This window comes from Endozoicomonas sp. G2_1 (assembly GCF_017744155.1).
In the GTDB taxonomy this organism is placed as follows: domain Bacteria; phylum Pseudomonadota; class Gammaproteobacteria; order Enterobacterales; family Alteromonadaceae; genus JAGHQT01.
Window position 1 is genome coordinate 434835 of record NZ_JAGHQT010000001.1, and the last position, 13576, is coordinate 448410.

The following is a 13576-nucleotide window of genomic DNA, read 5'->3' on the forward strand; positions in this document are numbered from 1 at the left end:
TTACTCCTTAAATTATTACTGTTTGTCACTTTCGCCAAAAACACCACCACGAATTATCACAGCCATTACATAGTGCAAGTCTTCGGTTGTTGGTAATTCACCACCGCGCGCCCAGTTATCAAAGAAGGTATAAAAGTCTTGTTTGTCGGCTGGTGTGCGATACGCTTTGCCTAAATTAGTGACCGCGCCATAAGGTTCAATGGCGATAGGGCCTGCCGATTGCGCTGCATCGTTAAACTCTGGATACCAAGTATCAATAGTGCGAAGTGCATTGCCCAATTTTTGTGAGTGCATGGCAGCAATATCATTAACATCGTAGAGGGTTTTACTTTTCTCTCCTCTGCCTTTGTCAAAAATCAGCTCTTCACTTGGGTAAACTTCTTGCGCTAAACCAAGTTGTGCGAAACAGGTAATTTCTAGCATTAAAAAGTCGTCATCACTTTCAAGTGCGGTTGCGATACGAGCGGCGAGTGACTTCACTTGCTCGTCAGCTTGATCAAAGTGCTTAATGCTGTAGCTGGTTGCATCAAACGTCCAAGTTTGTTCCGCGTCTTTATTTTTCGCTTTAACTTGTACTTCAATATTTTCAGCACCAACGCGGTTACGCCACAAAAAACGCGCATTAGCGATGTTTAACGCATAACGGTTGGCTAGCTCACTAAAGCCATGGCTACCAATGTAATCTCTCACGGCTGCGCTATAACTTTGCTTGAAGTTAGCGTTATTACACGCAGAAGGCTCTGCTAAGCCACCCAGCACTTTCAGGGTAAAGTGCAGTTTTAAGGTGTCTTGATCTGGCGCTAATGAGCAAGTATCGACAATTTGCAGATTTGGTTTTTCAACCTCTGCGTTAAGTTTAGCTGGATCGTTTTGAATTGCTTTTTTCAGGCGATTTGAAATGGTACCGCGAACCGATTTTTCCTCTAATGCTAGGGGTGTACTTTCATCTCGCTTATCCCAGCGGGTGCCGTACATATATCCTGCGCTTGGCACAAGTTTCTTTTCAAAGGCGAGTACGGTTGCTTTATCTGTTGCTTTAGCCATGTGTGTTCTCCTTGTATTACGGCTGCTTAACTAAATTCGTCTATCGGTGATTGTTCATATGAAATTGGTGTCGCGAGTTGCTGATATTGCTTTTGCTGACACAAATAAAAATTGTTTTCTGAGTCAAAGTGATAACGCCACAAAATATCGTCGAGTCGCTTAAAGTGATGTGCTAGCTTGAATTCACCCAAGGTGACTAAGCTTTCGGCGAATCGATGCGGGGTATTAGCATCACGCTGGTTCTTTGCTTGCCCTAACTCGCTAATGCCATGAAAGCCTGTGGCAATTGGTACTACCCAGCCAATGGGCTTATCTTCAAAGGTTTTGCGTTTGGCTGACCAAGTAACATCGCCCTCTTCATCTACTTCACTTTGATGGTGCACGGCTAAATAGTCTAAGAGTGCAGACATAGCATCTAGATTCTCATTCATCCCCGCTAACATTAAATCGCGGCGTTCAATAAGTGCATAACCTGGCATGGCTTTGCGCATAAATTTTCTAACTTCAGTGGGGTCTTCATGCTCAACCACGAAAACCTCTGGAGAATTGAAATGATGAATGTCGCCACCGGCAATTTTCATTTTGCCATGAAGTAAATGAGTGACAGCATCGATCAATTCCGCTTTTTGATCGTCAGCACATTGGTACTCAACAACCAAGGATACTTCCAAGTGGCAGCGAGCTTCTTCAATAAAGGCAGCGCGAGCGCCAGTCTTATCGAGTGGATTTGCCATGCCGACAATAGAGGCAACAAAGTCATTGTCACCACGATGTGTTTGCAATTCAAAATCGTGACTGATCACACCTGTGCCTGAAAAAGTGATGTCTAGCCCTTTTGCTTGTAGTTTACGCTGCAAGGCATGCGTTACCCCAAGCCATGCTGTCATCGCTGGAAAGCCTATGGTAAATGGGCTAGAAAGCGCGTTGGCATTTTGAATTTGAATATGCGGAATTAATAAAATGTCTTTAAAGTCGGCACTCATCGTAGTATCTCCTTGTTGTTTTCAACAAATTGATGAATGTATTTTTTCTCGCCATCACCAAATTTAATCGCTTGTTTGCCAATCCATTTTTCATAGCCAAAGAAAATGTAATTACTAACACTTTTCACTATGTCTTCAAGCCAGTCACCTTGCTGTTCACGTGTTTTTGCTTGGTCGTGACACAGCCATATTTTTTGTGCTGATGATAAAGTGCTTGTCTGCTCGAAATATTGCTCTTCTGATACTGCTCTAAGCGCCCAAGCATGCTCTACAATGCGGTCGATAATACTGAGATAGTAGTCATCGCGTTCGTTGCGAAGGTGAAAGTTATTAGTGTCGTTTTTATAGAGCTGATGAAGTGCCTTAAACAGATCTTGGCATTTGTAGTAGCTATAAGCTTGAGTAAAAAAATTGTCGGTGGGAAAATCAATATCGCGCTTTTTAAGCACGGGTGGCGTACTTGCTAATAAGTGCGCTTTACCGCCGTTTTGATTGTTCAATACACTGATATTCTGAGGCTTAGTGCCGCCGTAACCAATGGTGGTTAAATTGTATAAGCGCTTATAGCCTTGTTCATCGGGCAAATTGGCTTTTTCGTTGGCTCGCGCCGCTTTGGTTTGCTCAGAAAAGCGAATATCGTCAATGCGCCTTCTCAGTTCAAACACCAATGGCGAGGCGGTAAGTAACGAGAGTTGATGGTAATCTGAGCTATCGTCGCCAGAAGCTAAACCGTTATTATTGATGGGAAAATAGACTTGTTTGATTTTAGAGCTAGTTACTGCTTCACTATTGGTTTCAGCCATAGCGAGAAAACCAGATTTAAGCGTTTCATAGTCAACTGCTTTGATGGTTAACAGTTCTTGTGCGAGTTCAGTATCTTGCTGAATATGACTAAGTAAGCTTTGTCCTTGTGGTAGCAGCATCAAAAACTTATATACGTCTAATGCGGCAGCATTGCCAAGTGCATCGGCAGCAACATCAACATTCCCCGTACGCATAAAACCATCATTACTTGACTTACCGTCGCTAATCACTGAGCTAACATAACCATTTTTGTTTTTGCGCGCACTGGGGTGGCTAAAAGTACAAGGGTGCGTGGAAATTGATATCTGCCCCGCTCGCTTGGCGGCATTAGGCAACCAGTTCTCCAGTGAAAATACTTGTTCACATTCTTGTGTTAATACATTGAGTTCTGATTCACTCATTGACGCTTTCGTGTTCTTTTTTAACCAAGCAGCTTTGCGCTCGTTAAAAAATGCTTCGATTTCTTTATTCATTTTTTCCCTCCTCTACATCATCCTTTTCACTTGAAAACCAATGTTTTTTAACAATATTTACTATAAAGTCTAACCAAGTTTTATAATCCTTTTGTGATTCATTCTTGGCTATATCAATAACTTTAAATTCAGTAGTCCGCTTTAAAGTGAACGTTTCTTCTTTGACGTACTTTTTGTTCATCATATGACTTCACTGGTTAACTATTGATGTGTAATATACTCTCAACACCAAGCAATAACAACCATGCAATAATCAAAAGTTCCATATAATGAATTAGCAGTGTATAATTCCGCTCGCTGCTGAATAAGCAGCTTAGAAAATGCACTAATCAATAGTTAACTGCCGAACAGGCAGCTCAAAGCCATTACCTAGCGGTAATGGCTTTATTTTTCTACCTTAACCAACCCAAGCTGATCGTTATATTCATATTTTGTTTGTTCCTGAAATGGAAAACTCAACTCACCAAAGCGCCATGTGATTTTTCGCTTACTGGCAGGCGCTGAAAACGCATCAAGATGATCTGCTTGCTCGTATGCCTTTTCCACTTGTTTTTCAATCAGCTGATCATAATCACGCACTAGCCATAATCGCTGATAAGCTTTAGCTGATAGCACAGTGCGCTTTATGCCTAGGGTAAGTTCGCGTTCAATTCCATAGCCCTGTTCGTCTTGCTCACAAAACTGATAGCTTTGATGCTGATCATTCCACAATAAAAAAACTTGGCATTGTTGTTGGTGAGCTTTGTTCTTGCGAAACGGTCGATAACGTTGTGACAGCGCAGTTAAATACCAAGGTTCACGCAAATAACCTTGCAATGTGTAAGGTCCTACTTCGGCGTATAGTCCGCTTTCTGGACTATCTGTTTTTTTGTACTTGGTCAGTAAATCACTTGTAACACCATGCTCTAATTCAGCAAGGTTTGAAAATATATTGCCATTTCTATGTAGTTGTAACGATTCTGGTTTTTGAATTCGTTGACTGGCATCAAGGCGATAGCTAATTTCGTCAAGGTTAAGCAAGTCGTTTAATTTATGGCTACTAAGTTGATATTTTCCCTGTTCATAACCGGGATAGTTAAACACTTGTTGATCTTCTTTGTCAGCGTATTTAATACCTTTCCAATTGTATTGCAGCAAACCAACGTTAGGCTCAGTAACTGGCGTATCGCGATGGCGACGCACCCGCCCTGCTAATTGAATAATTGACCGAAAAGACGAGGGTTCAACAATTGCCCAATCAAAATCGTGATCTCGTCCTACCTCTTCAACGGGTGTAGCCACTAAAATAAACAGTACATTTTTAATTGCGCATTCATAATTAGTGGACCGCTGGCGACTTATAGCCTCTAAATGCTGGCGAATAACAGGATTGTTAAACGCTTGAGGCACTTGGCTAGCCGCTTCTTTGCGTTTTAGCACTGCGTCTAAATGCTGCTCTTGTGCATGACGCAGCAGCAAAACTTGTTGCGAGTGATAAGCCATTACCCGTATTTCGGTATCTGCTGGGCAATCAAGGTCGAGTAAAAACTTAGTTAAGTTGACACAGGGTGAGATATTGGCAGTGCGAATAACACCAAAAGATACCGCTAGTTGAGTTTGGTTATCGCAGGTAATTAGAGTGTGGTGAGCTTGGTGTTTAGCAAACGCAGCTTGTGCAATTTGGGTAAAGTACATTTGCTGCTTGCTGTCGCGTATTTCTGATTGGCGCTGCTCGTGTTTCTCTAAACCATTAAAATGGTCGATAATGTGCTGGCACGGAATAATATCGGCTTTGCGTTTGATCACCGCTTTTTGCAGCTTAGCCATGCGTTTGGCAATAAAGCTTTGATGGTGACTGCGGTAACTCGGGATAACCTGTTCAAGTGTTTCGTTATTGACGCTAGCAACATCTGTATTAAATTCATCAATCCAGGCACAGCCAATATTGACTGAGTATTGCTTGCTTTTGCAGTATACCAGCCAACCGTCGCGATAAGCTTTAAAGTAGCCCTCAGCCAAGCTCGGTGGAATAGTGGCTGAAGAGATCATCACCTTGCGCCCGAGCATCCCTGCCAAATGAATTAACCGACCAATAGCGATTAGATCGTCGCCAGTAAAGTCGTCAATTTCATCAATAACGAGATCAGACGACATCAAGCGCAAACTCGGCAATATGTAGCGCCCACCGCGCTTGGTTTCGGTTGCGCTAATGATGTGGTCAATAGTGCAAACAAGCACAGGGGCATAGAGAAACTTGCGCTCGCGTTGCCCAGTTAAAATGGTGGTTAAGGTTTGCTCTGGAATAAGGCAATCATAATCAATTGCTTCTTTGAGTAATTCCGCTTGTGACTCAGCGCCGTAGCTTTCATAGCTGTTTTTATCTAGCTCACCTTGATCCACTTTTGCTTGGTTATGCAGTGCCAGCACCGATTTAGCACCAATGAGCACGGCTAATTCGCTATCGTCTAAACCAACTCGTTCTCGATATTCATCGCCTGTTTGCAAGGTTAATGTTCTTAGCCCAAGTGCTAAAATGTAACGCAAACTTTTTGTATTGGGTGATAGAGCCCGCATCACTTTGGCGTTGGCAAAGGTTTTACCCGTACCCGTACTTGCCATATTAACGGCAAAAAAACCTTGTTTTTCAGATTTTATCGATTGTATTTTTCGCCATTGTAGGATCTTGTCTACCGCTTTGTCTTGCCAGCGAAATGCTTTAGGGCTTGGTTTTCTCAGTGCTTGATTGTCGTCGCAGCTTGGCGGTTCGGTCTCGAAAGCTGGTAATAAGTGCGCGTTTTTAATCGCTTGTTTAGCAACACCAACAAGGTGTTCATCAAGTTTTTGCTTAAATTCGCCAGTATTTCGATCGGTGTTAGCGAATAATTTTGTATTACTACGCCAAAATTTGTCAGCTTCTTTTGATGAATAGTTGTGATCCGCCAACATTAAACACAAACGCGCGTGATGCAGTACAAGGCGAAATGAGCCATCTGTTAAAGATGCATTTGCATTTTGCTGACAGGCAAGCAGTCGGTTTGCCCACTTTTTTATCTGTTTTAACCATTCAGATGATTCACTTAACAAGCCTTTAGGAAAGTTAAAGCACGCCTTAATTCTGGCTTGATACTCTTGCGGATCGTAGTTATTTTTATAGCCCCACTCGCAACTGACAAGTGTTAATAATTTGGTGAGCGCGACTTGGTGAGAATAGTCTTGGTTGTTTTCGTCGGTTAATAAATTACGCGTTTGATACTCACCTTTTACGTCAAGCGGTAATCTATGGTGCGAGACAGTCAGCCATGCAATAAATTGCGCAATCGGCGGTAGGTTATTAAATGGGTTTATTGCTTCTGGGCGATTCGTTTTACTGAGCGCAGTTTGTAAGTGCTTTTCATTTATTTCGCCTTGAGCCAGTGCTGATAGCCAAGCGTTATCACAAGGTGGATCGTTTTCTTTTTGATGTAACTGCACTAAGGCATGGAGCAATAAACAAGAAATCCATTCATGCCGAATAGGGTCGCCTTTGTACTTGTTTTTACTTTTAGGCGATAGTTTTTCTTGAAACAATTCACTGGCTTTGCCCCAATCGTGAAACAAGGCAGCTAGCGCACTTAGTGCTTTAATCAGCGGTAAATAATGCCAGTCGCTTTCTATATCTGCATTCAATAAATTGCCACGAGTACTATTCACCGGCACCACGCCTTCGTTATTAAACTTGCGCTTATTACCCACTACCCATAAAAATTGACTGCGGGAGCGCGAACGTATCCAGTGGCAACTTACCGCTGTGCTTTTGGTGGCGGTTTGGCGCAGCATTTTCTTAACCGTTTGCAAGCCGTCTTCGGTGATCAGTGTTTGCCAAGTGTTATCGCCAATACGGTTAGCAAAAGCATCGAGTACGCGCCGAGTTTTCTTGAGGGCGTTTTTCTCGCATTGCGAGACAAAGGTGACCATCATGGTTGGTCAGTCTCACATTTTTCGGCCATGTTTAAGGCAACATCTTTCACGGTATCAAACATAAAATCTAACGCTTTATGATCAGTAAAGGCTTGTAGTACTTGCTGGCGAAATTCTTGTTCGGTGGCATTTTCTTTGGCGCAAACAAACGCCCACGGCAGTACAATGGCATCTTTAATTAAATCAGCGATATCAAAAACTAAAGCTCCTCTTCTGGTTTTTCCATGCATTACGGCAAAACCGTGAGGAATGCCCAACACCCATAAACAGCTAGCCGCTAAACCGTAGGCTAAATAGTTGCCGTGATTTAAAAAGTCGTTGGCTTTGTCAGTGCTGTTGTGTTGGCGTTTGAAACCGTCAGTATTGGTTGAATTCGCAGCAAATTTATAAAGTACTTTGGTCAGTTGCGCTTCGGTCAGTAGTAATTCTTGTGACTTTGTTGCTTGTTCTGTGCGCTGGTGAAATGTGCCAAGTGCTTTTTGTACGCTAGCGTTATTGAAATCAAAGCCCTCGCCTTTTAATTCGCGATCGCTGCGCCAAACTTTTTCTAAAAATTGAATACGGGCTTGTTGAAATTGTTTCGCAGCGGCTAAGCGCTTTTCATCGTCAAACCAAAACTTAAGCCAAGCTTGTAAATATTCAGTGGGACGATATTCACTTTGTGGCGTTAGCCATTCTACTTCACAGGCCATATGGAGTGGTGTACCACCGCCGCCAGTAAAACCAACCAGTACTCCCGCTTGAGCGAGCATACGCATGGCAGCTTGAGTAATTGAGGTGCCGTTGCCTAGCAGTAAAACCGTGGTGTTGGCGATGGGAATATTGAAATATTGGTGTTCTTTGTCGGCTTCAGTGAGATATAAGACGCGACCATCTTTTTGCATCACGCGGCAATATTCAAGGTAGAACATATTCGCGCGCTTTGAATGGAGAATACTTTTCATATCAGATGGTGAAAAGTCATTCACTGGTAGACCTCCTTATGACGTATTAGTCAAGAACTCCCTCTTGCACTCACATTTAACACCAAACTAGATTTATCGACAAGCTCATCAGCTATTTTTTCTTAGTAAGCTGATTAAATGATTAATAATTGAATCAAACGCTTGCATCAACTTTGGGAGCTGGTAACATCAGCGCTGGATCGTATAAAAAACACAAAGGCTTAGTGCAAACCAATGGCTCAACGTATTGTCACCGTTCACGTTAATGGCAAAAAACTTAAAGTTTCATGCCCTGAAGGACAAGAATCAGCGCTGATTAAAGCGTCTGAAGACGTTGACTCGCGTTTGAAAGATGTTGCCAATAGCAAACAAATTTTAACTACTGAACAGTCTTTGATGATCACGGCATTAAACCTTGCCAATGAACTGCAACAATTAAAAGCTCAAGTCGAAAAAGACAAAATCGACACCGACGAAAAAATTCAGTTGTTGCAATCAACCATTGAGCAAGCGTTATTAGACGCTAATAAAAACAGTAAAAAACGCGCATAAACTTTTACATTCCCTCGCCTATTGATTAAATATTGGTATAACTTACGATTGCCTTGCGCTCTTGGTTGTTCAATGTTTAGCCACCCCGTTTTGATTGATAATCTTTTACGCCTAAAAACGCGACAATCTGCTGCTAAATAAAGCGGTTGAATAACTAATAAGGCATTTATCTAGTCTGACGCTTTCTATCTTGCTACAAGGTTCGCTATAATATGTTTGACCTTCTGGGATGTTGGCGTGTTAACTATGTCCCTGAGCCGATAAGTACTACTTAAGGGTATCGCTTGTTTGCTATTGAGCATGCCTGACTCGTATCAGGAAGCCTACGGTAAGCACTTGACTCCCGCCTTGAACACACGGTGTTCAAGGGCTGACGTTGACTGCGGCATCTTGGAAGGCGTCTAATTTTTGAAAAAAGTTCAAAAGCACTTAAAACAACTAGGCTAGTGCTCTGTTAATACTCTTTTCTGTGCTACTCTGCAGCAATGCCTAATAATCCAAATAGCAACCCAAGCAATAACCCGAATAACAATTCAACTTCGGCTAATACAGCTGATGTAAATCATCCTATTGTCATCTTTGACTCAGGGGTTGGCGGTATCACTATTGCCAAAGAAATTCGTCAACAATTACCCAGTGAAAACCTCATTTATCTCGCTGATAGCGCATTTGCACCATACGGTGATAAAAGCCCAACACAAATTATTGAACGCGTTAACGCTATTGCCAACTGGTGCAAAACGCTACGCGCGAAAAGTCTGGTCGTAGCCTGTAATACTGCAACCGTTACCGCGATTGATAGCCTTAGAGCGCAATACACCATGCCCATTATCGGTGTTGAACCGGCAATAAAACCGGCGGCAAAAGCAAGCCTCACCAAGCATATTGGCATACTGGCAACTCAAGCCACCGCCAGTAACCCGCGATTTTTAGCGCTGAGTACTCAGCATGCCAACAATTGCCAAGTACATATTCAACCGTGTCCGGGGCTAGTAGAACTAATTGAACAAGATCAAAGCGAGAGTGCCGCTTGTCAGGCGCTATTAATACAATACCTAACGCCATTGCTTGAACATAACATTGACCACCTAGTGCTGGGGTGCACTCATTACCCTATATTGACAAAGCAAATAAACGCGCTTTTAAAAGAACACAAGGCAATTAACGTTGAATTAATGGAAACGGCAAAACCGGTCACTCAGCAACTTAAGCAACGACTCAGCGACGCACAATTATTAGCGAGTAACAATCAGTACCCTTGGCAACAATTCTATACAACTGCAGTACTTAATCAGCAAAATAGACAAGATTTAGAACAGTTAATGAGTAAAGTTTTTGGTCACGAAATCGAACTTGAAACAGCACAGTTCAAACACAGCTCCATAGCGCCCTAAGAAAAAGGCTGTGATCACAGCTTACATTTACCCTTCCACTGATTCTGAAAGCAAAAAGAAAAGACGTTTAGCCGTCTAGGCGTAAAAACGCTAGCCATTATGGCTAAAAACAAGTAAACTTGCCTCAATTTTTAACCTGAGCAAGCTTTGTCTGAGTGACAGCCTCGGCTGTATTTAGCATCAAAGTCAGGTGTTTAGCTCATGCGTTGGTTGGCATTGATCCATTTTCCGCGCTTTTGAGTAGGATATTCGCTAAGGCAAAGCCATTTGTTATAGGAATCACATTTTATGTCAAAACATTACTTTACTTCAGAGTCTGTTTCTGAAGGTCACCCAGATAAAATTGCCGATCAAATTTCTGATGCGGTACTCGATGCGATTATCGCCGAAGATAAATACGCCCGTGTTGCCTGTGAAACTATGGTAAAAACCGGTGTTGCTATTATTTCTGGCGAAATCACAACATCAGCTTGGGTTGATTTAGAAGCGATTACTCGTAAAGTTATTTGTGATATCGGCTACACCTCTTCAAACGTCGGTTTCGACGGTGAAACTTGTGGCATTATGAACCTTATTGGTAAGCAAGCGGCTGAAATCGCTCAAGGTGTTGACCGCGCTAAACCAGAAGACCAAGGCGCTGGTGACCAAGGCTTAATGTTTGGTTACGCGACTAACGAAACGCCTTCATTAATGCCGGCACCACTTTATTACTCGCACCGCTTAGTTGAACGCCAAGCTGAAATGCGCAAACAAGGTGTATTGCCGTGGTTACGTCCTGATGCAAAATCTCAAGTGACCTTTGTCTATGAAGGCGATAAGCCAGTCGCGATTGATACAGTTGTCCTTTCAACTCAGCACAATCCTGATATTTCTCAAGAAATGTTGCACGATGCGGTCATGGAAAACATCATTTTGCACACATTGCCTGCAGAGCTATTAACTGAAGACACCAAGTATTTCATCAACCCAACGGGTAGCTTCGTTATTGGTGGTCCAGTGGGCGACTGTGGTTTAACCGGTCGCAAGATCATTGTTGATACCTACGGTGGTATGGCACGTCACGGCGGTGGAGCATTCTCAGGTAAAGATCCATCAAAAGTAGACCGCAGTGCTGCATACGCAGGCCGTTACGTTGCTAAAAATATTGTTGCCGCTGGCCTAGCTGACCGCTGTGAGATTCAAGTTTCATACGCAATTGGCGTTGCTGAGCCAACATCTATTGCCGTAGAAACCTTTGGTACTGGTAAAGTTAGCGAAGAAAAGTTAGTTGAGCTTGTTCGCGAACACTTCGACTTACGTCCATACGGCATTACCAAAATGCTTGATTTATTGCATCCTATGTATCAAATCACTGCCGCTTACGGTCACTTTGGTCGTGAACCATTTGAAATGACCGTTAACGACGAAACCTTCACTGCGTTTAGCTGGGAAAAAACAGATAAAGCCGAAGCACTTCGCCAAGCTGCTGGCCTCTAATCAGCAAAATATGAGCTATCAACAAACTGGCAAATACCGTTAATTGTTGATAGCTCTTCACTTCATGAAAAAACTCTTAGCGCTAGCATTGTAATCTCACCCAATCACCCCTATTTTATTGATATTATTTGTTATCAATAATTTTTCATGCGAAATCCTCGAATCTATCAAAACACAGACTTTGCTGTTGGTGACAGCGTTGAGCTATCTGCTGACGCCTTTGGTCATGTCGTGCGCGTGCTTAGGCTAGCTGACGGCGACGCCATAACGCTGTTTAACGGTTTAGAGCAAAAAGAGTTTCACGCCCAGCTTTATCAGGTTACTAAAAAGAGTGCTCAGGCGAATATCATTAGTGAAAGTGTTAAAACGACTGAATCACCAGTCCATATTCACTTAGGGCAAGGTATTTCTCGTGGCGATCGCATGGACTTTACCTTACAAAAATCGGTTGAGCTTGGGGTGAGTACAATCACACCAATATTCACTGAGCGCTGTGGTGTCAAGCTCAGTGGTGAGCGCTTGGCCAAAAAACAACAGCAATGGCAAAAAATCGTCATTAGTGCATGCGAGCAAAGCGGTCGCTGCTATGTGCCACAAGTACTTGCACCTATTAGCTTGAGCGAGTGGCTCAATCAGCCAACTGATGCCCTCAAAATCAACCTGCATCCGCGGGCGCAGCATTCGATTATGACGTTGCCCGTTCAGCCGCAACATGCTGAACTAAGTACTCAACAAGGCACTCAACAAGACAAGCAAGAAAACACGCAACAAAAAGTTCGGTTATTAATTGGCCCTGAAGGCGGTCTTAGTGATGACGAAATTGAACAAGCGAGTGACGCCGGCTTTGCCGAAGTCTTATTAGGGCCAAGAGTGTTGCGCACCGAAACCGCAGCACTTACGGCAATAACCGCATTGCAATGTCGCTTTGGCGACCTCGCTTAACCCTTAACATGTTAACTTTACATTTTTTAATCAAGAATATCAGGTAGCCACCATGACAATAAAACTCGGCGTAGTGATGGACCCCATCAGCCAAATTAACGTTAAAAAAGACTCTTCACTTGCCATGATGCTTGAAGCTCAGCGCCGAGGCTATGAAATTTACTACATGGAAATGTCAGACCTTTACCTTTCGCAAGGTCGCGCTCACGCCCTCACCAAAACAGTCAAGGTTTACGACGATGCTGAAAAATGGTACGAATTTGGCGAGCAGCAAGACATTCCATTAAGTGACCTCGACGCAGTATTAATGCGCAAAGATCCGCCATTCGACACTGAGTTTATTTACGCCACTTACATTTTAGAGCGCGCCGAATGCGAAGGCTGTTTGATTGTTAACAAACCGCAAAGCTTGCGCGACTGTAACGAAAAACTATTTACCGCATGGTTTGCTGACTTAACGCCAAAAACCTTAGTGACTCGCAATGCGAGCCAAATTCGCCAATTTGTCAGCGAGCAAAAAGACACCATTATTAAGCCGTTAGATGGCATGGGTGGCTCGTCAATTTTCCGCATTGGCGAAAACGATCCTAACATCGGCGTTATTCTTGAAACCTTAACCGCCCACGGCAGCCAATATGCTATGATTCAAGAGTACATGCCAGCGATTACCGAAGGTGACAAACGCATTTTAATCGTTAACGGCGAGCCTATGCCATATTGTTTAGCTCGTATTCCTGCACAAGGGGAAACGCGTGGTAACTTAGCGGCCGGTGGCCGTGGTGAAGCAAGACCTTTGTCAGCGAGCGACAGATTGATCGCAGAAACGATTGCACCAGAGCTTAAAAAGCGCGGTTTATACTTTGTCGGTTTAGATGTTATCGGTGACAAAGTCACTGAAATTAATGTCACCAGCCCAACTTGCATTCGAGAAATTGAAGCAGCTTACCCAATTAACATCAGCGGTAAGTTAATGGATGCAATTGAGCAGCAGTTAGCTACTAATACCAAGCTGCATAAAGCGTAACTAA

The 13576-nt window shown here is 43.1% G+C and carries 11 protein-coding genes and 1 other RNA gene; 6 read left to right on the top strand and 6 right to left on the bottom strand.

All coding sequences use genetic code 11. The features are described 5' to 3' along the window. Nucleotides 1–15: 15 nt before the first annotated feature. From csy3 to cas1f, 6 genes are all read right to left on the bottom strand, one after another. A complete protein-coding gene (csy3, locus tag J7384_RS01970) occupies nucleotides 16–1044 on the bottom strand; it encodes a type I-F CRISPR-associated protein Csy3 (protein ID WP_209110719.1) in 1029 nt (342 codons plus the stop codon). Between the two features lie 26 nt (nucleotides 1045–1070). After that, the gene (gene csy2, locus J7384_RS01975) at nucleotides 1071–2027 is read right to left on the bottom strand and encodes a type I-F CRISPR-associated protein Csy2 (RefSeq protein WP_209110721.1); all 957 of its coding nucleotides are present in this window, start codon (nucleotides 2025–2027) and stop codon (nucleotides 1071–1073) included. Then, entirely contained in the window at nucleotides 2024–3304 is a 1281-nt protein-coding gene (gene csy1, locus J7384_RS01980; RefSeq protein ID WP_209110728.1) for a type I-F CRISPR-associated protein Csy1, read from the bottom strand. The genes csy2 and csy1 overlap by 4 nt, the downstream gene beginning before the upstream one ends. Continuing rightward, nucleotides 3297–3488: a hypothetical protein gene (locus J7384_RS01985; RefSeq protein WP_209110730.1), complete on the bottom strand. Its 192-nt coding sequence runs from the start codon at nucleotides 3486–3488 to the stop codon at nucleotides 3297–3299. Before J7384_RS01985 ends, csy1 begins: the two co-directional genes overlap by 8 nt. A 200-nt stretch (nucleotides 3489–3688) precedes the next feature. Next, nucleotides 3689–7240, bottom strand: coding sequence for a type I-F CRISPR-associated helicase Cas3f (gene cas3f / locus J7384_RS01990; RefSeq protein ID WP_209110732.1), 3552 nt, complete (start codon nucleotides 7238–7240; stop codon nucleotides 3689–3691). Continuing rightward, nucleotides 7237–8208, bottom strand: a complete 972-nt coding sequence (gene cas1f, locus J7384_RS01995; protein ID WP_209110734.1) for a type I-F CRISPR-associated endonuclease Cas1f — start codon at nucleotides 8206–8208, stop codon at nucleotides 7237–7239. Before cas1f ends, cas3f begins: the two co-directional genes overlap by 4 nt. 210 nt (nucleotides 8209–8418) lie before the next feature. Between cas1f and zapA the strand changes: the two genes are divergently transcribed. The 6 genes from zapA (at nucleotide 8419) to gshB (ending at nucleotide 13572) form a co-directional block, all read left to right on the top strand. Then, nucleotides 8419–8736 (top strand): cell division protein ZapA, encoded by a 318-nt coding sequence (gene zapA / locus J7384_RS02000; protein WP_209110736.1) that lies wholly within the window; start codon nucleotides 8419–8421, stop codon nucleotides 8734–8736. Between the two features lie 218 nt (nucleotides 8737–8954). Beyond that, nucleotides 8955–9137, top strand: a non-coding RNA gene (ssrS, locus tag J7384_RS02005) — 6S RNA. 84 nt (nucleotides 9138–9221) lie between these two features. Beyond that, the gene (murI, locus tag J7384_RS02010) at nucleotides 9222–10130 is read left to right on the top strand and encodes a glutamate racemase (protein WP_209110744.1); all 909 of its coding nucleotides are present in this window, start codon (nucleotides 9222–9224) and stop codon (nucleotides 10128–10130) included. A 288-nt stretch (nucleotides 10131–10418) separates the two neighbouring features. Next, nucleotides 10419–11606: a methionine adenosyltransferase gene (metK, locus tag J7384_RS02015; protein WP_209110746.1), complete on the top strand. Its 1188-nt coding sequence runs from the start codon at nucleotides 10419–10421 to the stop codon at nucleotides 11604–11606. 147 nt (nucleotides 11607–11753) lie between these two features. Further along, the gene (locus J7384_RS02020) at nucleotides 11754–12548 is read left to right on the top strand and encodes a 16S rRNA (uracil(1498)-N(3))-methyltransferase (RefSeq protein WP_209110748.1); all 795 of its coding nucleotides are present in this window, start codon (nucleotides 11754–11756) and stop codon (nucleotides 12546–12548) included. A 52-nt stretch (nucleotides 12549–12600) separates the two neighbouring features. Next, entirely contained in the window at nucleotides 12601–13572 is a 972-nt protein-coding gene (gene gshB, locus J7384_RS02025) for a glutathione synthase (RefSeq protein ID WP_209110750.1), read from the top strand. Nucleotides 13573–13576: the final 4 nt, after the last annotated feature.

Bases quoted from the DNA above. Each gene is read 5' to 3' on its own strand.
- csy3 (WP_209110719.1), bottom strand. From the start codon at position 1,044: ATGGCTAAAGCAACAGATAAAGCAACCGTACTCGCCTTTGAAAAGAAA.
- csy2 (WP_209110721.1), bottom strand. From the start codon at position 2,027: ATGAGTGCCGACTTTAAAGACATTTTATTAATTCCGCATATTCAAATT.
- csy1 (WP_209110728.1), bottom strand. From the start codon at position 3,304: ATGAATAAAGAAATCGAAGCATTTTTTAACGAGCGCAAAGCTGCTTGG.
- J7384_RS01985 (WP_209110730.1), bottom strand. From the start codon at position 3,488: ATGATGAACAAAAAGTACGTCAAAGAAGAAACGTTCACTTTAAAGCGG.
- cas3f (WP_209110732.1), bottom strand. From the start codon at position 7,240: ATGATGGTCACCTTTGTCTCGCAATGCGAGAAAAACGCCCTCAAGAAA.
- zapA (WP_209110736.1), top strand. From the start codon at position 8,419: ATGGCTCAACGTATTGTCACCGTTCACGTTAATGGCAAAAAACTTAAA.
- murI (WP_209110744.1), top strand. From the start codon at position 9,222: ATGCCTAATAATCCAAATAGCAACCCAAGCAATAACCCGAATAACAAT.
- metK (WP_209110746.1), top strand. From the start codon at position 10,419: ATGTCAAAACATTACTTTACTTCAGAGTCTGTTTCTGAAGGTCACCCA.
- J7384_RS02020 (WP_209110748.1), top strand. From the start codon at position 11,754: ATGCGAAATCCTCGAATCTATCAAAACACAGACTTTGCTGTTGGTGAC.
- gshB (WP_209110750.1), top strand. From the start codon at position 12,601: ATGACAATAAAACTCGGCGTAGTGATGGACCCCATCAGCCAAATTAAC.